Here is an 18,669-nt window from a genome sequence, read left to right as displayed (position 1 = left end):
CGATTCCATTGAACTATAGGGACACCGTCATGCAGGAAACCGAGCGTCTGTTCGAGGCCGCCAAGCAGCACATCCCCGGGGGCGTGAACTCCCCGGTCCGCGCATTCAAGGGCGTGGGCGGCACCCCGATCTTCATGGACCGCGCCAACGGCGCCTACATGTGGGACGCCGATGGCCAGCGCTACATCGACTACATCGGCTCCTGGGGCCCGATGGTCGCCGGCCACGCCCACCCCGAGGTGATCGAGGCGGTGCGCGAGGCCTGCAACAACGGCCTGTCCTTCGGCTGCCCGACGCGGCTGGAAAACGACATGGCCGCGAAGGTCTGCGAACTGGTGCCGTCGATGGACCTGGTGCGCATGACCAACTCGGGCTCCGAGGCGACCATGAGCGCGATCCGGCTGGCACGCGGCTACACCGGGCGCGACCGCATCGTGAAGTTCGAGGGCAACTACCACGGCCACGGCGACTCCCTGCTGGTGAAGGCCGGCTCCGGTGCCCTGACCCTCGGCCAGCCGAGCTCCCCCGGCGTGCCGAAGGAGCTGGCCGCCCTGACCAGCACCCTCACCTATAACGACGCCGACGGCGTGCGTGCCTTCTTTGCGGAGAAGGGCGACGAGGTCGCCTGCATCATCGTCGAGCCGATCGCCGGCAACATGAACTGCATCCCGCCGGAACCCGGCTTTCTCGAGACGCTGCGCGAGGTCTGCGACCAGCACGGCGCAGTGCTGATCTTCGACGAGGTGATGACCGGCTTCCGCGTCTCGAAGAACTGCGCCCAGGGCTATCTCGGCGTCACCCCGGACCTGACCACGCTGGGCAAGATCATCGGCGGCGGCATGCCGGTGGGGGCCTTCGGCGGCAAGCGCGCGATCATGGAACACCTCTCCCCGCTGGGTCCGGTCTACCAGGCCGGCACCCTGTCCGGAAACCCGATCGCGATGACCGCCGGGCTCAAGACCCTGGAGATCCTGTCCCGTCCGGGCTTCCACGACGAGCTGGAGCAGCGCACGAAGAAGGTCGTCGCGGGCTTCGAGGACGCCGCACGCGAGGCCGGGGTCGCCCTGACCACCAACCAGGTGCCGGGCATGTTCGGCCTGTTCTTCTCGGACCAGAAGGTCACCGACTTCGCCGGCGCCACCGCCTGCGACACCGCCGCCTTCGGCCGCTTCTTCCACGCGATGCTGGGCGAGGGCATCTACCTCGCCCCCAGCGCCTTCGAGGCCGGCTTCATGTCCAACGCCCACTCGGACGCAGACCTCGACGCCACCGTCGAGGCCGCCCGCAAGTGCTTCAAGGCGCTCTGAGCGCCTGCCCCCTCCGCCGGGCCGGCCGGCCCCATCCCAGCCGGCCCGGTCCCTGCCTGACGCCCCCACCCTCTCGTGCTTGAGGCCCTGACCCAGTCGCCGCTTGGCCTGGGCCTGCTGTTCGTGGCCCTGGGCCTGGTCGCCGGCATCCCGGCCGGGATGTTCGGCATCGGCGGCGGGCTGATCCTGGTGCCGGTGTTCGTCGCGATCTTCACCCTGCTGGCGTTCGACTCGGCGAGCCTGGTGCAGCTCGCGGTCGGCTCCTCGCTGGGCGCGATCATCCCCACCGCGGTCCTCTCCGCCCGCGCCCATCACCGCCGGGGCGGGGTGGACGGCACGGCCGTGCGGCGCCTGCTGCCGGGGATCATCGTCGGGGCCCTGCTCGGGGCCTGGCTGGCCACGCGCATCGACTCCGACCACCTGGGGCGCATCTTCGGCGCCTTCGAGGTCGCGATCGGGATCTGGATGCTCCTCAACATTCAGCCGCCGAAGGCGCCGGTGCCGAGGCGCAGCGTCTGGCTGGGCAGCGGCACCGTGATCGGGACCGTCTCCGCGCTGATCGGCATCGGCGGCGGCACGCTGACCACGCCGTTCCTGGTCAGCCAGGGCCTGGAACTGCGCCGGGCGATCGGCTCGGCCGCGGCCCTCGGGGTGCCCATCTCCATCGGCGCGAGCCTTGTGTTCGCCCTGCCGCAGTGGACCGATCCGGCCTACCAGGCGCCGGAGTGGGCGCTGGGGTATCTCTATCTGCCCGCCATTCTCGGCGTGGTGATCGGCACGGCCACCAGCGTACGCGCGGGCGTCTGGCTCACCCATCACCTGCCAGTAGCCACGCTCCGCCGCGGCTTCGCCGGCGTGCTGATCCTCGCCGGCATCCTGATGCTCCTGCGCTAGCCCCAATGGGTCAGCGCTCCCCCGTGCGTAAACGGGCGGTTGTGCCATGGCGGTGGCTAGACCTGGCTCGCAACTCGGTGTTTATACGGTGCCTTCGGTCCGACGCCTACGCTGTTGGTGGCTGGTCCTGGTTCGTCATCGGGTGTTTACGCTGCCTTCGTCCGGCCGTATGCCAAGCGCTGACTCGCCAGCGGGCGCCGGGGGCTTTCAGGCGGCAGGGCCCATTGTTGTTTCGTGAAGCCGGAATACCTTCTGTCTTGACCTTCCCCTCCCGTATGGAGCCCCTTGCGGAAGGGTTCTCGGGCCGGGAGAAGGCGCTGGATGCCTGAGCGGAGCGCAGCGTAGCGAGTTCAGCGCCGCCGGCCCGAGAGCCCTGGAGCAAGGTCCCCGGGCGGAATCCGGGTGCCCTTCTTTGGGTACTTTCTTGGGCAAGCAAGAAAGTACCTCGGGGTGCGCTGGCGAGTCAGCGCTCGGCAGTATGCGGACCGAAAGCACCGTAAACACGGAGTCCAATCCAGGACCAGCCACAAACAGACGGCGGGGGATCCCCCCGAAGGTCAGGTGATTAGATGGGTGGCGAGGGCAAACCACAGCGGAAGGGTGATCAGCGACAGCGCCGTCGTCAGCGTCACCGCCGCCGCATAGAGCCCGGTATCCAGCCGGAACCGGTCACAGAAGACCAGCCCCAGCACCATCGCCGGCATCGCCGCCTCCAGCACCGACCCGACACCCGGGACACCCTCCAGCCCGATCGACAGCACCAGCCCCAGCGCAAACACCGGGGCCAGCACCAGCTGCACCACGGCGACCACCGCCAGGGGTCGCGCATCACGCCCGCGAAAGCGGTTGAATACCAGGGCCAGCCCCAGCGAAAACAGCATCAGGGGCGCGACACTATCGGCCAGGAAACCAAGGAATATATCCAGCCAGTCGAGCAGTGGGACACCGGCCAGGTTGAGGGCCACCCCCACGACGGCCGCCCAGATCGAAGGCACCGCGGCCAGCCCCCGCAGCGGGCTGCCACCGCCGTACAGGCGCACGGCCTCGGGGTCGCCGTAGCGGCGTGCCAGCAGCACGCCGAGCGTCAGCACCAGTGGCAGACAGGCGAACAGGTCGTACTGGATGGCAACTGCCCGCCCGGCATCCCCGAACAGGCTGTCGAGGATCGGGAGCCCCAGATAGGTCGCGTTCGGCCAGGCAGCCGCCAGCAGCATGGCGCCAATGGCCGCACGTTCCGCCATGCAGATCCGGCAGGCCAGCAAGGTGACCGCCACCATGGCCAGCACGGTGAGCCCGGCGACCAGGGCAATGCGCAATGAGTCCAGTCCCAACGGCGCGGTCCACAGCACCTGGAGCACCAGGGCCGGCAGCAGCAGGTAGTAGACCAGCGTGGTCAGGACGCGCCGCGCGGTGTCGGCGTCCAGCCCGCCGGGCCGCAGCGCGCGCCAGATCACGCCCGCTACGATGAGCGCCCCCATCTGGGTCATTACGGCCAGCATCAGCTACCGAACTCCTTGCGCGGTCGGGGCATGGCGACGGCATCCTTCCCATGACGGGGCGCGACCCGCCCCACTCGGGAAACACTGATTAGTGTTTCGTCAGGGCTATTCTACGGACGTTGGCCACGCCCCACATGCAAAAACCCGGCAGGGGCAGGCCCGGCCGGGTTCTGGCTGCGGGCCCAGGGCGGGCCCGCGCGGTCAGGTTGTGCGCTGGATACGCTCAGGCACCGCCGGCCTGCTGCGCCTCTTGCTGCTGACGCTCGATATCGGCGCGCACCTGGTCCATGTCGAGTTCGCGCACCTTGCCCAGCACCTCGTCCAGCTGGCCGCCCGAGAGGACGCCGGGCTGGGAGAACACGATGATCTGGTCGCGAAAGATCATCAGCGTGGGGATGGAGCGGATCTGGAAGGCACCGGCAATACCCTGTTCTTCATCGGTGTTCACCTTGGCAAAGACGACATCGTCATGCTTGCCGGAGGCCTCTTCGAAGGTCGGGGCGAACTGCTGGCACGGGCCGCACCACGGGGCCCAGAAGTCCAGAATGACGATACCGTTTCCGGTGATGGTGGATTCGAAGTTGTCCTGCGTGAGTTCCTGAACGGCCATGATGGCGGGCTCCAGTTAAGTGTGTGCCGAAACCTTAACAGCCCCGCCGCAGGGTTTCAGGATTTCGATGCCGCGAGCATGGCCGCTCGCAGGCGCTCCAGGCGCTCGATCGGGTCGTCCGCCTCCAGCAACTGCTGCTTGATCTCCAGGTCAATGGGCAGCAGCTCGGTCAGGCGTGCGGCGACCCAGGTGGAGTCATCAAAGCGCCGTTCCAGGTGCGACCACGGCGTGCCCAGCTGATCCAGCAGACGCTCCAGCAGGTCCGCCAGCGAGGCGTAGTCCACCGGCAGGCTGACGTCCGGGTATTCCTGCAGCGGCTCCACCTCGCCCAGCCACAGGCCGTCGTCAGCCCGCCGGGCATTGCGAATCACACGCCGGCCCTCGCCTTTCACCAGGATGCCCAGCAGCCCGTCCGGGCGCTGATCCCAGTCCACGATCGCCGCCTCGGTGCCGACGCCATGAAAGCCGACCGACGGGTCGGTCTCCGACGGCGGCGCGTCGGAGTCGCGCCGGGGTTCGGTCGCCACGATCACGAAACGTCCGTCGTCGCGCAGACAGCGCCGCACCATATCCAGATAGCGTGTCTCGAAGATCCGCAGGGGCAGCAACCCCTCGGGGAACAACACCGTATTCAGCGGAAACAGCGGCAACGTGCTCATGCGTCCTCTCCCGGCGGGGGCGACATCCCCCAGCGCGGCCCCAGAGTATGCTCCACCCCGAGGTGATCCAGCACCCGCGCGACCATGAAATCGACCAGGTCGTCGATCGACTGCGGCCGGTGATAAAAGGCCGGGTTGGCCGGCATCACCACCGCGCCCATGCGCGCCAGACGCAGCATGTTTTCCAGATGGATCTCGGAGAACGGGGTCTCGCGCACCACCAGCAGCAGCCGACGCCGCTCCTTGAGGACCACGTCGGCAGCGCGCTCGATCAGGCCGCGCGAGGCCCCGGTCGCGATCGCCGATACGGTCGCCGTGGTACAGGGGCAGACCACCATCGCCTCCGGCACGGCGGAGCCGCTGGCCACCGGTGCGGTCCACTGCTCCGCCCCGTAGCAGTGAATCTGGTCCGTGGCCGCGCCGTAGAGTTCGGTGAAGTAGCGCGCGATCTCCACCGGACGGCCCGGCACGTCCAGGTCCGTCTCCAGACCGAGGACGACCTGGGCCGGCTTCGACAGCATCAGGTGCACCTGGACCCCGGACTCCACCAGACACTGCAGCAGGCGCAGGCCATAGGGGGCCCCGGAGGCACCGGTCAGGGCCAGAGAGATGCTGCGCGGGCGTTCACTCATGCGGGCGTTCCCTGCAGGGCTTCGATCAGGCGCAGGTGCAGCCCGTCGAAGCCTCCGTTGCTCATGATCACCAGCGTATCGCCAGCGCGCACCGTGGCAAGAATCCCCTGCAACAGGGATTCGATATCGCGTGCCACGGACAGCTGCCCGCCGAGTTGCTGCTGCAGACCATCGGTGGACCAGTCGATCTCCGGTGCGTGGTACAGGTGCACCGCATCGGCCTGCGCCAGCGCCGCGCCCAGGGCCTCGGCATGCACGCCCATGCGCATGGTGTTGGAGCGCGGCTCGAGGATGGCGACCAGCCGCCCGCCCGGGGCCACCTGTCCGCGCAGCCCCTCCAGGGTCAGGCGGATCGCCGTGGGGTGATGGGCAAAGTCGTCGATCACGCGGACCCCGTCGATCTCGGCGCGCAGTTCCTGGCGGCGCCGCACGCCGCGGAATTCGGGCAGCGCGGCAATACCCGCCGCCAGCGGCACCCCGGCATGCCGCGCCGCGCCCAGGGCCGCCAGGGCGTTCGCCAGGTTGTGGCGACCGCTCATCGACCACGCGACTCGACCGACCACGACCTCATCCGCCAGCACCTCGAACTCGGAGGCATCGGCATTCAGCGCGCGGGCGGCCAGCGCCGGCGCCGCCCCCGAAGCGGGCGCGGTGCTCAGGCGTTCCACCGGGGTCCAGCAGCCCATCTCCAGCACCCGTTCCAGCGCGGCATCGCCTGCGGGCGTCAGGATCAGGCCCTGGCCCGGCACGGTGCGCACCAGGTGATGGAACTGGCGCTCGATCGCGGCCAGGTCCGGGTAGATGTCCGCGTGGTCGAACTCGAGGTTGTTCAGCACCAGGGTACGCGGGCGGTAGTGGACGAACTTCGCACGCTTGTCGAAAAAGGCGGAGTCGTATTCGTCCGCCTCGATCACGAAGAACGGGGCCTCGCCCATCCGTGCGCTGACACCGAAGTTGCCGGGCACGCCGCCGATCAGGAAGCCCGGTTGCAGGCCCGCATGTTCCAGGATCCAGGCCAGCAGGCTGGCGGTCGTGGTCTTGCCGTGGGTACCGGCCACCGCCAGAACCCAGCGGTCATGCAGCACATGCTCGGCCAGCCACTGCGGACCGGAGGTATAGGACAGGCCGCGATCCAGCAGCGCCTCGATGACCGGCATGCCCCGGGTCATCACGTTGCCAACCACGACCGGTCCCTGCTCCGGCAGGGTCGCCGGGTCGTGCCCCTCGTGCCAGTCGATGCCGGCCTGCTCCAGCTGTTCGCTCATCGGCGGGTACAGCTTCTGGTCGGACCCGGTGACCCGATAGCCGCGCGCACGCGCGAGCTGGGCCAGTCCGCCCATGAAGGTGCCGCCGATACCGAGCACGTGGAGGTGTCCGGCGCTCACTGCAACAGCCCGATCGCGGTCTGCGTGATCGCGCTGGAGATCACGATGTAGCCCAGTGCCAGCAGCATGCCGACCAGACGCGACCCCATGTCCAGCGCCTGCTGCAGGATATGTCCGAACACGAGCAGCAACCACGCCAGCAGCGTCAGCATCCCGAGGACCACACCCGTGGCGATGTCCTCCGGTTCGCGCCCCGGGTCCGGGCCGCCCGCCAGCAGCATCAGCAGGGCCATCAGCAGACCGAGAATGGCGCCGGTTCCGGCCATCGCGGTGAAGGTCTGGCGCCATCGGTCCGGCACCCCGCGCACCCCCAGCACGATGGCCACGAAGGCATACAGCACCACCAGATCCATCACGTTCAGCGCCAGGGCCCCACCAAAACCGTACAGTGGAATCCCGATCACCATCCCGGCGATCAGCGCAATACCCACCCAGAACACCAGGGTGCCGTTGTCCGCCGGCAGATCCTGCGGGCCGGCCCTCAGACGCAGGATGTTCAGCATGGCCGCCAGGCCGTTCACCGCGCCTCCTCCTCGGACTCCATGGCCTCCAGGGCCTCGAGCTCGTCCAGTTCGTCCAGCATCTCGGTGGCGCGTTCGTCGCTGGAGCCGCGCACAAGGTAATCGCGCCGCTGCAGCCAGGCCTCGCGCATCGCGATGTAGGGGTCATCCGACAGCTGTTCCAGCATGCGCTCGGTGGAGATCAGGCCGGCACGCAGGTCGATGACGTCCAGCGCAATCAGCCCCACCCACCAGCCGGTGTGATCCTTGCGCAGATTCGTGTGGTAAAGCGGACTGGTGTAGCCGTCGACGATCCGCGCAGGGGCATCACGCGCGGTGCTCGGCCCCAGCAGCGGCAGCTGCAGGTAGGGCCCGCGGGGCACGCCCCAGACGCCAAGGGTCTGGCCAAAGTCCTCGTTGTTCTTTTCCAGCCCCATCGGCGAGGCGACATCGATCAGGCCGAACAGCCCGAAGGTGCTGTTGAACAGGATGCGACCGGTATCGGAGGCGGCATTCTCGAAGTTGCCCTGCAACAGGTTATTGAACAGCACGCTGAAGTCATTCAGGTTCGAGAAGAAGTTCCCGACCCCTGTCTGCACCGGATCGGGCAGACGCTGATACTGCACCGCCGCCGGGCGCAGCAGTGACTGGTCGAAATCCTGGTTGATCTCGAACACCGCACGGTTATAGGACTCCCACGGGTCGTCCGGGTGGCGGTCTTCGCTGGGCACCGTCGCGCAGCCGGCCAGAAAAAGAAGCAGCATGGCCAGCAGGCCCGTTCGCAAGCGGGGAAAAACAGTCATGTGATTCCTTTTGTGATCCGGACGCCCATGGTCATACAGGCGCCCGTCGGCACGGCCGGCGCGGGCACCGCGCGTGGTCAGGCCCCGGTAATCGGGTGAATGTCGGACTTGCGGGCGATCCCGACCTGACCACGGCCGCGGTGCTTGGCCTGATAACAGGCACGGTCGGCGGCCACGAAGGCCTCGTCCACACCGGGCACGTCCGCACCAAGCTCCACCACGCCGACAGAGGCCCCAATGGTGACGTCCCGGGCCTCCACCTGCAACGGCCGGTCCGCCAGCGCCGAGCAGATGCGCTGCCCGAGGATGCGCGCGTACTCGGCGTTGCTGTCCCGCGCGATGATGGCGAATTCGTCCCCGCCGATGCGCGCGACCGCGTCATGGCCACGGGTCAGCTGGCGCAGCACATGGGCCACCTGGCGCAGGAGTTCGTCACCGACGCGGTGGCCATGACGATCGTTGACGTCCTTGAAATAATCCAGATCCACCAGCAGCAGGCTGGAGACGGCCCGGTTCTCGCGCGCGGCATGCATGGCGATCTCCAGCTCGCGCTCGAAGGCGCGCCGGTTGAGCAGCCCGGTAAGCCCGTCATGGCTGGCCTCGTGCACCAGCCGGTCCACCAGCTTGCGTTCCTCGGAGACATCGGTCACCACCAGCACGGTGCGGACCGAGCTTCCGAGCACCGGATCCAGCCCCGTCCGTGCAATCCGGACGATCAGCTCGTGGCCACCGCGCCGGACCAGACGTGCCTCGCGACGATCCCCCAGGGCCTGCTCCAGGCCTTCGCCGCGCGCACCCGCCGGCAGCAGGGGCTGATCCGAACCCAGTTCGCGCAGGTCCAGCAACTGGTCCAGCGAGCAACCCAGGACCTGATCCCGGGTCAGGCCGGCCAGTTCGCGCGCGGCCGGGTTCATGTAGGAGATACCACCGTGGGCATCGAGCGTCACCACCGCATCCGGCATCGCGTCCATGCTGCGCTCGAGGTTGCGGCCGGAGCGACGGACCCGGGCATGCACGCGCGAGACGTACAGCAGGGCGAGCACGGCCAGCAGCGCCAGGGCCGAAACCAGCCATACCAGATGCGCCCGCAGCCAGGCGAGGATCTCGAAGGGTTGCGGGGCGTACAGCCCCACACCCAGTTCGTGCATCAGGGCGTGCACATCCTCATAGGAACGCGGCGCCGCCCAGCCGCCAATGCCGGCGGCGCGGCTCACCGGGTGCTGCGCATCCAGCGCGAGCGTCGCCAGCAGGATGGCGTGGGCCAGTTCGGTATCCAGGTCGCCGCGCATGGCCAGGGGCCATTCCGGATACAAGCGGGTACTGGAACGATGCGAGAATGCCGGGATCGCGCGCTCACCCACCACGCGCACCTGGTCCACCCGCGGATCCCCGCGCGCCGCCAGATCCTCGAGGATGCCGGTGCGGAAGGTCGCGGCATCGACCTCGCCCTCTATGACCCAGTCCAGCCCGCGGCTGACCGGGAAACCGGTAAACACCAGCGCTCCCAGGTCGCGCTCCACATCCAGCCCCGCAGCCTGCAGTTCGCGCCAGGTCATCCACCAGCCACCGAAGGCATCCGGATGCACGGCAGACAGGCGCTGCCCCCGCAGATCGCGAAGCTCGACCAGATCATCACGGTCCGCGCGGGCGACCACCACCGCGCCAAAGCGGTCCTCGTCACGCCCCACCTGCATCGGCTGCATGGTGGCGATGCGCGAGATCCCGTGGCGCTGCTCCAGCATCACGTAGGAACCGCTGTTGGTCAGGATCAGGTCGAAGCGGCCTTCACTCACCGCGGCCTGAAGGTCGTCGTTATCCACCGCCTCGAGTTCGAAGCGGGCGCCCTCCACCTGCTCGGTCAGGTATTCGACAAACGGGCCCCACTGGTTGCGGGCGGCTTCCTGCCCGCGGTGGGCAAGCACCCCCAGCACCAGGCGTTCCTCACCGGACGCGGCCGACTCCGACGCCGCTTCCGCCAGCGCGGGCATCAGTGGCGACCACCACAGGCAAAGCAACAGCAGGGCCAGGCCGCCAGACCTCCAGCCGGTTCGCGCGCGACGGGTCCCGGTCGCCGCGAATGGTGAATCCCCCCGGCCCGGCCCCGTCATGTCATGTCGGCTTGCGGTTCCGGCTGGCCGCAATGCGCAGGCGCAGCGCGTTCAGGCGGATGAAGCCCTCGGCATCCTTCTGGTCGTAGGCGCCGGCATCGTCCTCAAAGGTGGCGATGGCGTCGTCGAACAGGGTGTCCTCGGAGCGACGGCCGGCGACGATGACGTTGCCCTTGTACAGGCGCAGGCGCACCTCGCCGTTGACCACACCCTGGGTGTCGTCGATCGCGGCCTGCAGCATGCGCCGTTCCGGGCTCCACCAGTAGCCGTTGTAGATGATGCTGGCATAGCGCGGCATCAGCTCGTCCTTCAGGTGCGCGGCCTCGCGATCCAGGGTGATCGACTCCAGCGCGCGGCGCGCCTTGAGCAGGATGGTCCCGCCCGGGGTCTCGTAACAGCCGCGCGACTTCATCCCGACATAGCGGTTCTCGACGATATCCAGACGGCCGACACCGTGGGCCCCGCCACGCTCGTTCAGCTTTGCGAGCAGTTCGGCCGCGCTCATGCGCTCGCCATTGATCGAGACCGGATCACCCTTCTCGAAGCCGATGGTCAGGGTCTCGGACGCGTCCGGGGCCGCTTCCGGGGAGACCGACCAGCGCCACATGTCCTCCTCGGCCTCGGTCCATGGGTCCTCCAGTGGCCCGCCCTCGTAGGAGATGTGCAGCAGGTTGGCGTCCATCGAGTACGGCGACTTGGTGCCCTGCTTCTTGTAGTCCACCGGGATGTTGTGCTGTTCGGCGTAGGCCATCAGGCGCTCGCGCGAATTCAGGTCCCATTCGCGCCAGGGGGCGATCACCTGGATACCCGGCTTCAGCGCATACGCGCCCAGTTCGAAGCGCACCTGGTCGTTGCCCTTGCCGGTCGCACCGTGCGCGATGGCATCGGCCCCGGTCTCCTCGGCGATCTCAACCAGACGCCGCGCGATCAGCGGCCGCGCGATCGAGGTGCCCAGCAGATACTCGCCCTCGTAGATCGTATTGGCGCGGAACATCGGGAACACGTAGTCGCGCACGAAGGTCTCGCGCAGGTCCTCGATGTAGATCTGCTTGACCCCCAGGGCCTCGGCCTTGGCGCGGGCCGGCTCGACCTCTTCGCCCTGGCCGAGATCGGCGGTGAAGGTGATGACCTCGCAGCCGTATTGCTCCTCCAGCCATTTCAGGATGACCGAGGTATCCAGCCCGCCGGAGTAGGCGAGCACGACGCGGTTGATCGTGGAACTCATAAGAGGGCCTGTCCTTGTCTTAACGTGAAGGTATAGTCGTTTTCGATCAGGGCGACTACCACGCCGGGGTCGTCGCCGGCGCCGGAGGCGTTGTCCCGGACGCACCGCCCGGGTCTTCCGCGCGGGGCGTACCCGGGGCCTGGAGGGGCTGGATTCCCCCCGGATCGGCGGCCGCTTCGCCGCTCTCCAGCCACCAGATGTCGGCCCGCCGCGAGGCGGCTCGCTCGCCGTCGGCGGCGGGGTCCACCCCCGGCGCCTCGATCTCGATCCTGTCCCGCGCAATCCCGGCCTCGACCAGGGCGTTGCGCACGGCGCGGGCGCGCTCGCGGCTGAGGGCCTGGTTCACCGCCAGCGGGCCTTCGGCATCGGTCCAGCCGACCACCCGGATGCGCGGCGCCGCGGCCGTTCCCAGGGCCTGAACGGCCTGCCCGAGGGTCGCGCGCGCCGCGGCGTCGAGGCCTGCGCTGGCAGTCTCGAAATGCACGCTCCAGCGCCCCAGGGCCCCGGTCTCCGGCGCCGCCGGGGGCAGGGCATGGTCACCGGCACAGGCCCGGAACTCCTGCGCGCGCAGGGCGAAGCGAATGCCGCGAAACTGCACCGAGTCCTCGCTGTCGGGAAAGTCGATGCGCACATCATGCCCCGCCAGCAGCCGCGCCTGCAGGGCTTGCACCTGACCCTGCGGGACTCGGAACCGACGCTCGTCCCAGGCCTGCAGCCGCAGATCCAGCGGCGCCTTCGTGGCCGGCCGCAGCCATTCGGGAGCACCGGTACGCAAACGGGGGACGGCATCCGCAGGCAGCGCGTGCGGGGCGCGCCAGAACGCGGCCGGCAACAACCCCGGCCGCATCTCGAAATACAGGCTGCCACCGTGGCGCACGGCCTGCTCGATGCGGCAGACATCTGCCTCGTCAAACAGCGCCCAGTCGCTGCGCTCCAGCGGTTCCACGTAGGGGGCGGCCCCTGCCGTACCCGCCGCCAGCGCGCCCAGCAGCATCCCCGGAAGGAGACGGCACAGCCACTGGCGCAGGCGGGCCATCGCCCGCTAGCTCTTCTTGGGCGGCAGGATATCGGTGATCGAGCCGTGCGCGACCTCGGCGGCGAAGGCCACCGTCTCGCTGAGGGTCGGGTGCGGATGCACGGTCAGACCGATGTCTTCCATCTCCGCCCCCATCTCCAGCGCCAGCATCGCCTCGCCGATCAGGTCGCCGGCGGCGGGCCCCACCAGCCCCGCACCGATCACCCGGCCATCGGCGTCGAACAGCAGCTTGGTCATGCCGTCCTCGGCGCCCAGCGCGATCGCGCGGCCGGAGGCGGCCCAGGGGAACACGCCCTTGGTGTACTCGATGCCGTCGGCCTTCGCCTGTTCCTCGGTCACGCCCATCCAGGCGACCTCGGGGTGGGTGTAGGCCACCGACGGGATCGCGCGGGCGTCGAAGTGCACCTTGTGCCCGGCGATCACCTCGGCTGCGACCTTGCCCTCATGGGTGGCCTTGTGCGCCAGCATCGGCTGGCCGACCACGTCGCCGATGGCGAAGATGTGCTCGACGTTGGTGCGCTGCTGGCTGTCGACCTCGATGAAGCCGCGCTCGGTCACCTGCACGCCCGCCGCCTCGGCCTTGATCTTGGCGCCATTCGGGCTGCGCCCCACGGCGACCAACACACGGTCGAAGGTATCCTCTTCCGGCAGGCCCTTGGCCTCGCCCTCGAACTGGCAGACGATCCCGGCCTTGGTGGCCTTTGCCTCGGCGACCTTGCTCTTGAGGAAGATATTCTCGAAGCGCTTCTTCGCACGCTTCTCGAACGGGCGCACGATGTCGCGGTCCGCGCCCGGCATCAGGGTATCGGACAGCTCGACCACCGTGACCTTCGCCCCCAGCGACTCGTACACACAGGCCATCTCCAGCCCGATGATGCCGCCGCCGACCACCAGCATGCGCTCGGGGATGTCGGCCAGGTCGAGGGCATCGGTGGAGTCCATCACCCGCTCGTCGTCCCAGGGGAAGCCGGGCAGCTTGATCGCCTGTGAACCGACCGCGATGATCGCGTGCTCGAAGCCGATCACCTCGCGGCCGCCATCACCCTCGACCGCGATGCTGTTGGCGCCGACAAACTCGCCCGTGCCCTGCACCACGCGCACCTTGCGCTGCTTGCACAGCTGCTTGAGCCCGCCGGTCAGCTTCTTGACCGTCTTGTCCTTGTAGCCCCGCAGGCCGTCGAGATCGATCTCCGGCTCGCCGAACTTGATGCCCAGCGCGGCAAAGCGCTCAGCCTCGTGCAGGACCTCGCCGGCGTGCAGCAGCGCCTTGGACGGGATGCAGCCAACGTTCAGGCAGACCCCGCCGATCTGCGGGTAGCGCTCGACCATCACCACGTCCAGCCCCAGATCCGCGGCACGGAAGGCGGCGGTGTAGCCACCGGGGCCGGAGCCCAGCACCAGCACCTGGCACTGGCTGTCGGTGTTCGGATCGGCGGCGGCCTTGGGCACGTCCTGCTGCGACTCGCTCGCGGCGGCCGATTCCGCCTTGGCGGATTCGGTCTTCTCGCCGCCGGATGCGGGGGCGTCCTCGCTTCCGCCCGCGGCATCGCCACTGGCTTCGAGGTCCAGGAGCTTGCTGCCCTTGGAGACCTTGTCGCCGACCTTCACATGCAGCTTCTTCACCGTACCGGCCTCGGGGGCGGGCACGTCGATGGTCGCCTTGTCGGACTCCAGCGTGATCAGCGGGTCCTCCGGTGCGATCTCGCTGCCCGGCTGTACCAGGACCTCGATGATCTCGACGTCCTTGAAATCCCCGATATCCGGGACCTCGATGGTCTTCGTCTGGCTCATCCAGTCACTCCGGTTGCGATTACAGAAGCATGCGGCGCATGTCGGACAGCAATGCGCTCAGCGTGGTGGCGAAGCGGGCGCCCAGGGCGCCGTCGATCACCCGGTGATCGTACGACAGCGCCAGCGGCAGGATCAGGCGCGGCTCGAACTCCTTGCCGTTCCAGACCGGCTTCATGCTGGAGCGCGACACGCCCAGGATCGCCACCTCGGGGGCATTCACGATCGGCGTGAACTGGGTGCCGCCGATCCCGCCGAGGCTGGAGATGGTCATGCAGCCGCCCTGCATGTCCGCGGGCTTGAGCTTCTTGTCGCGGGCGCGCTGAGAGATATCCATCAGCTCGGCTGCGATATCCACCAGGCTCTTGCGATCCACGTCGCGCACCACCGGGACGACCAGGCCGTCCGGCGTGTCCACCGCGATGCCGAGGTTGTAGTACTGCTTCAGGATCAGGTTCTCGCCGGTCGCATCCAGCGAGGCATTGAAGCGCGGGTACTGCTTGAGCGCGGAGACCACCGCCTTCATCAGAAACGGCAGGAAGGTGACCTTCACGCCCTTCTTCTCGTACTCGGCCTTCAGCGACTTGCGGAAGTCCTCGAGCTCGGTGATATCGGCCTCGTCGAACTGCGTCACGTGCGGGACGGTGACCCAGTTGCGGTGCAGGTTCTTGCCGGTGAGCTTGTTGATCTTCGACAGCGCCTGGGTCTCGATCGGGCCGAACTCGGAGAAGTCGATCTCCGGCATCGGCTCGACGCCGAGGCCGCCGCCGGCGCCCTGGCTCAGCGCACGCTTGACGAAGCCCTGCACGTCCTCGCGCAGGATGCGACCCTTGCGCCCGGAACCCTCGACCTTGCTCAGATCCACGCCCAGCTCGCGCGCGAACCTGCGCACCACCGGCGAGGCGTGGGCCTTGCGGAAGGCCGATTCGTCACGGATGTGCTCGGTCGGCGAGGGCCGCGGGTCGGCCCGGTCGGCGGCCTTCGGTGCCGGGGATGGCTGCGGCTTCTCGGCCGCGGGAGCCGGCTCGGCCGGGGCCTCCGCGGAAGACGACGCTTCCTGCTTCGGTGCTTCGTCCTTGGCAGAGGTGTCCTCGGCGGCGCCCTCGTCGGAGGGCTCCAGCTCCAGGATCGGGTCGCCCTGGTTGACGCGGTCGCCGGCCTTCACCTTCAGGGCCTTCACCGTCCCGCCCTGCGGGGCGGGGATCTCGATGGAGGCCTTGTCGGACTCCAGCGTGATCAGCGGGTCCTCGGGGGCCACGGTGTCGCCGGGGCTGACGATGACCTCGATGATCTCGACGTCCTTGAAGTCGCCGATATCCGGGACGTGCACAGTAGTCGTGTTGCTCATGTCTGCTCCTGCCTCGGGTCCGGCGGCCTCAGGCCTGCAACGGGTTGGGCCGTTCGACGTCGATCTTGTACTTCTTGATCGCATCACTCACGGTCTTGACCTCGACGGTCCCGTTATCGGCCAGGGCCTTCAGGGCCGTGACCGCGATGTGGTAACGATCGACCTCGAAGTGCCGGCGCAGCGCGGCGCGGGTATCCGAGCGACCGAAGCCGTCAGTCCCCAGCACGCGATAGTCGGCCGGCACGAAGGCGCGGATCTGGTCGGCATAGGCCTGCACATAGTCGGTCGCGGCGATCACCGGATCCTCCGAACCACCCAGGCACTCCTCCACCCAGGACGTGCGCGGCTTGGCCTCCGGATGCAGGCGCGCATGGCGCTCGGCATCGCGGCCATCGCGGGCCAGTTCGTTGAAGCTGGTCGCGCTCCAGACCTCGGCGGCCACGCCGAAGTCCTTGTCCAGCAGTTCGGCGGCGGCAATGGCCTCGCGCAGGATGGTGCCGGAGCCCAGCAGGCGCACCTTCTTTTTCTTGCGCCCGCCCGCCTGCAGCCGGTACAGGCCGCGACGGATGCCTTCCTCGGCGCCCTTCGGCATGGCCGGCTGCGGGTAGTTCTCGTTCATCACGGTGATGTAGTAGAAGACGCTCTGCTGCTCCGCGTACATGCGGCGCATGCCGTCCTGCACGATCACCGCCAGCTCATAGGCGAAGGTCGGGTCGTAGGCGATGCAGTTGGGCACGTTGGCGGCCATCATCAGGCTGTGGCCGTCGTCGTGCTGCAGGCCCTCGCCCGCCAGCGTGGTGCGCCCGGCGGTCGCCCCCATCAGGAAGCCGCGGGCACGCATGTCGCCGGCGGCCCAGATCAAGTCGCCAATGCGCTGGAAGCCGAACATCGAATAGAAGATGTAGAACGGCACCATCGCCACGCCATGCGTGGAGTAGGACGTGGCCGCCGCGATCCAGGAGGACATGGAGCCGGCCTCGTTGATCCCCTCTTCCAGGATCTGGCCCTTCTTGTCCTCCTTGTAATACATCACCTGGTCCTTGTCCTGCGGCTCGTAGAGCTGGCCGACCGAGGAGTAGATCCCCAGCTGGCGGAACAGCCCTTCCATGCCGAAGGTTCGCGCCTCGTCGGGCACGATCGGGACGATGTTCTTGCCGATCTTCTTGTCGCGCGCGAGCAGGGTCAGCAGGCGCACGAAGGCCATGGTGGTGGACATCTCGCGCTCGCCGGAGGACTCCAGCAGACCGTTGAAGGCGTCCAGCCCCGGGATCTCCAGCGGGGTGGCCAGCGGGCGGCGCACCGGCAGGTAGCCGCCGAGGTCCTTGCGCCGCTCGTGCATGTACTTCATTTCTTCGGAGTCGGGATCCGGCTTGATGTACTCGGCACGCTCCACCTGCTCGTCCGACAGCGGGATGTTGAAGCGGTCGCGGAACTGCTTCATGTCGTCCGCGTCCATCTTCTTCTGGCTGTGGGTGCGGTTCTGGGCCTCGCCCGCCGAACCCATACCGTAGCCCTTCACGGTGTGCGCGAGGATCACGGTCGGCTGTCCCTTGTGCTCCGTGGCCTCCTTGTAGGCCGCATAGACCTTGACCGGGTCATGGCCGCCGCGATTCAGGCGCCAGATGTCCTCGTCGGACATGTTGGCGACCATGCGCTTGAGTTCGGGATACTTGCCAAAAAAGTGTTCGCGCACATAGGCGCCGTCGCGCGACTTGTAGTTCTGGTAGTCGCCGTCGACCGCCTCCATCATGCGTTTCTGCAGCAGGCCGTCGGTGTCCTTCGCCAGCAGCGGGTCCCAGTAACGACCCCACAGCACCTTGACCACGTTCCAGCCGGCGCCGCGGAAGATCGCCTCCAGCTCCTGGACGATCTTGCCGTTGCCGCGCACCGGACCATCCAGGCGCTGCAGGTTGCAGTTCACGACCCAGGTCAGGTTGTCCAGCTTCTCGCGCGAGGCCAGGGTGATCGCCCCCAGGGTCTCCGGCTCGTCCACCTCGCCGTCACCGACAAAGCTCCACACACGACGATTCCTGGTCTGCGCCAGGCCGCGATCCTGGAGATAGCGCATGAAGCGCGCCTGGTAGATGCTCATGATCGGGCCCAGGCCCATGGACACGGTCGGGAACTGCCAGAAGTCCGGCATCAGCCAGGGATGCGGGTAGGAGGACAGGCCCTTGCCATCCACCTCGCGGCGGAAGTGGTCCAGCTGCTCCTCGCTCAGACGACCTTCCATGAACGCACGCGCGTAGACGCCTGGCGAAGAATGGCCCTGCACGAACAGCAGGTCGCCGCCGTGATCGTGGGACGGCGCATGCCAGAAGTGGTTAAAGCCGACATCATAGAGCGTGGCGGCGGACGCGAAGGTCGCGATATGCCCGCCCAGCTCCGCCGAGGCGCGGTTGGCCTTGACCACCATTGCCATTGCGTTCCAGCGGATGTAGGACCGAATGCGATGCTCCACCGCACCATCGCCCGGGTACTCGGGCTCCAGGTGCGTGGGGATGGTGTTCACATAGGCGGTATTGGCGGAGTACGGCAGGTAGGCCCCGCTGCGCCGCGCCTTGTCGACCAGCCGCTCCAGCAGGGCGTGCGCCCGCTCGGGGCCGTCGGTCTCCAGCACCGAGGCCAGGGCGTCAATCCACTCCTGGGTCTCCTGCGGGTCGATATCGTGTTCGGTCGCGTTCGGGTCCATGCGTCTACCCCTGAAAACGGGTTGGGAATCAGGATGCCATCACGGCTCCAGGCCACCGGGCGGGCGGGCATTTGCTACCATGCGCCGGTGTCGGGCGGGCATAAAAGGCGCAAGTATCCCGACTGAGCCGCCAACAGGTCAAGCGAAAGCCTCCTATGGCGCCGATCGTCGGGAAAAATTGGG

Annotated in this window: 15 protein-coding genes; 2 read left to right on the top strand and 13 right to left on the bottom strand. The window is 68.1% G+C overall.

Going from position 1 to position 18,669, the window contains the following annotated elements:
• Positions 1–29: 29 nt before the first annotated feature.
• Together hemL and D000_RS0106595 are read left to right on the top strand one after the other, a co-directional pair.
• A complete protein-coding gene (hemL, locus tag D000_RS0106600; protein WP_018872751.1) occupies positions 30–1,307 on the top strand; it encodes a glutamate-1-semialdehyde 2,1-aminomutase in 1,278 nt (425 codons plus the stop codon).
• Positions 1,308–1,382: 75 nt separating this feature from the next.
• Positions 1,383–2,201: a sulfite exporter TauE/SafE family protein gene (locus D000_RS0106595; protein ID WP_018872750.1), complete on the top strand. Its 819-nt coding sequence runs from the start codon at positions 1,383–1,385 to the stop codon at positions 2,199–2,201.
• 557 nt (positions 2,202–2,758) lie between these two features.
• Here the strand turns inward: D000_RS0106595 and D000_RS0106590 are convergent.
• The 13 genes from D000_RS0106590 to aceE all read right to left on the bottom strand — a co-directional run bounded on the left by D000_RS0106590 (position 2,759) and on the right by aceE (position 18,486).
• Positions 2,759–3,700, bottom strand: a complete 942-nt coding sequence (locus tag D000_RS0106590; RefSeq protein WP_018872749.1) for an AEC family transporter — start codon at positions 3,698–3,700, stop codon at positions 2,759–2,761.
• 223 nt (positions 3,701–3,923) lie between these two features.
• Positions 3,924–4,310, bottom strand: coding sequence for a thioredoxin (gene trxA, locus D000_RS0106585; RefSeq protein ID WP_018872748.1), 387 nt, complete (start codon positions 4,308–4,310; stop codon positions 3,924–3,926).
• 56 nt (positions 4,311–4,366) lie between these two features.
• Entirely contained in the window at positions 4,367–4,969 is a 603-nt protein-coding gene (locus D000_RS0106580; protein WP_018872747.1) for an LON peptidase substrate-binding domain-containing protein, read from the bottom strand.
• A complete protein-coding gene (locus D000_RS0106575; protein WP_018872746.1) occupies positions 4,966–5,601 on the bottom strand; it encodes a flavin prenyltransferase UbiX in 636 nt (211 codons plus the stop codon). Before D000_RS0106575 ends, D000_RS0106580 begins: the two co-directional genes overlap by 4 nt.
• Entirely contained in the window at positions 5,598–6,986 is a 1,389-nt protein-coding gene (gene mpl, locus D000_RS0106570; protein WP_026279815.1) for a UDP-N-acetylmuramate:L-alanyl-gamma-D-glutamyl-meso-diaminopimelate ligase, read from the bottom strand. Before mpl ends, D000_RS0106575 begins: the two co-directional genes overlap by 4 nt.
• On the bottom strand, positions 6,983–7,507 hold the full coding sequence (locus D000_RS0106565; RefSeq protein ID WP_018872744.1) for a hypothetical protein: 525 nt from the start codon (positions 7,505–7,507) through the stop codon (positions 6,983–6,985). Before D000_RS0106565 ends, mpl begins: the two co-directional genes overlap by 4 nt.
• A complete protein-coding gene (locus tag D000_RS0106560; protein WP_026279814.1) occupies positions 7,504–8,289 on the bottom strand; it encodes a VacJ family lipoprotein in 786 nt (261 codons plus the stop codon). Before D000_RS0106560 ends, D000_RS0106565 begins: the two co-directional genes overlap by 4 nt.
• A gap of 77 nt (positions 8,290–8,366) precedes the next feature.
• Positions 8,367–10,277 (bottom strand): diguanylate cyclase domain-containing protein, encoded by a 1,911-nt coding sequence (locus tag D000_RS0106555; protein ID WP_018872742.1) that lies wholly within the window; start codon positions 10,275–10,277, stop codon positions 8,367–8,369.
• Positions 10,278–10,398: 121 nt separating this feature from the next.
• Positions 10,399–11,622, bottom strand: coding sequence for an argininosuccinate synthase (locus D000_RS0106550; RefSeq protein WP_018872741.1), 1,224 nt, complete (start codon positions 11,620–11,622; stop codon positions 10,399–10,401).
• 55 nt (positions 11,623–11,677) lie between these two features.
• Positions 11,678–12,658, bottom strand: a complete 981-nt coding sequence (locus tag D000_RS0106545) for an OmpA family protein (protein ID WP_018872740.1) — start codon at positions 12,656–12,658, stop codon at positions 11,678–11,680.
• 6 nt (positions 12,659–12,664) lie between these two features.
• The gene (lpdA, locus tag D000_RS0106540) at positions 12,665–14,449 is read right to left on the bottom strand and encodes a dihydrolipoyl dehydrogenase (protein WP_018872739.1); all 1,785 of its coding nucleotides are present in this window, start codon (positions 14,447–14,449) and stop codon (positions 12,665–12,667) included.
• Positions 14,450–14,468: 19 nt separating this feature from the next.
• Positions 14,469–15,878: a dihydrolipoyllysine-residue acetyltransferase gene (gene aceF / locus D000_RS0106535; protein ID WP_081616647.1), complete on the bottom strand. Its 1,410-nt coding sequence runs from the start codon at positions 15,876–15,878 to the stop codon at positions 14,469–14,471.
• A complete protein-coding gene (gene aceE, locus D000_RS0106530; RefSeq protein WP_018872737.1) occupies positions 15,823–18,486 on the bottom strand; it encodes a pyruvate dehydrogenase (acetyl-transferring), homodimeric type in 2,664 nt (887 codons plus the stop codon). Before aceE ends, aceF begins: the two co-directional genes overlap by 56 nt.
• Between the last annotated feature and the right edge of the window lie 183 nt (positions 18,487–18,669).

This window comes from Thioalkalivibrio sp. ALJ16 (genome assembly GCF_000377345.1).
Lineage (GTDB): Bacteria > Pseudomonadota > Gammaproteobacteria > Ectothiorhodospirales > Ectothiorhodospiraceae > Thioalkalivibrio.
The sequence above is the reverse complement of the archived record's forward strand: the minus strand, read 5'-3'. Positions and strand labels throughout refer to the sequence as shown.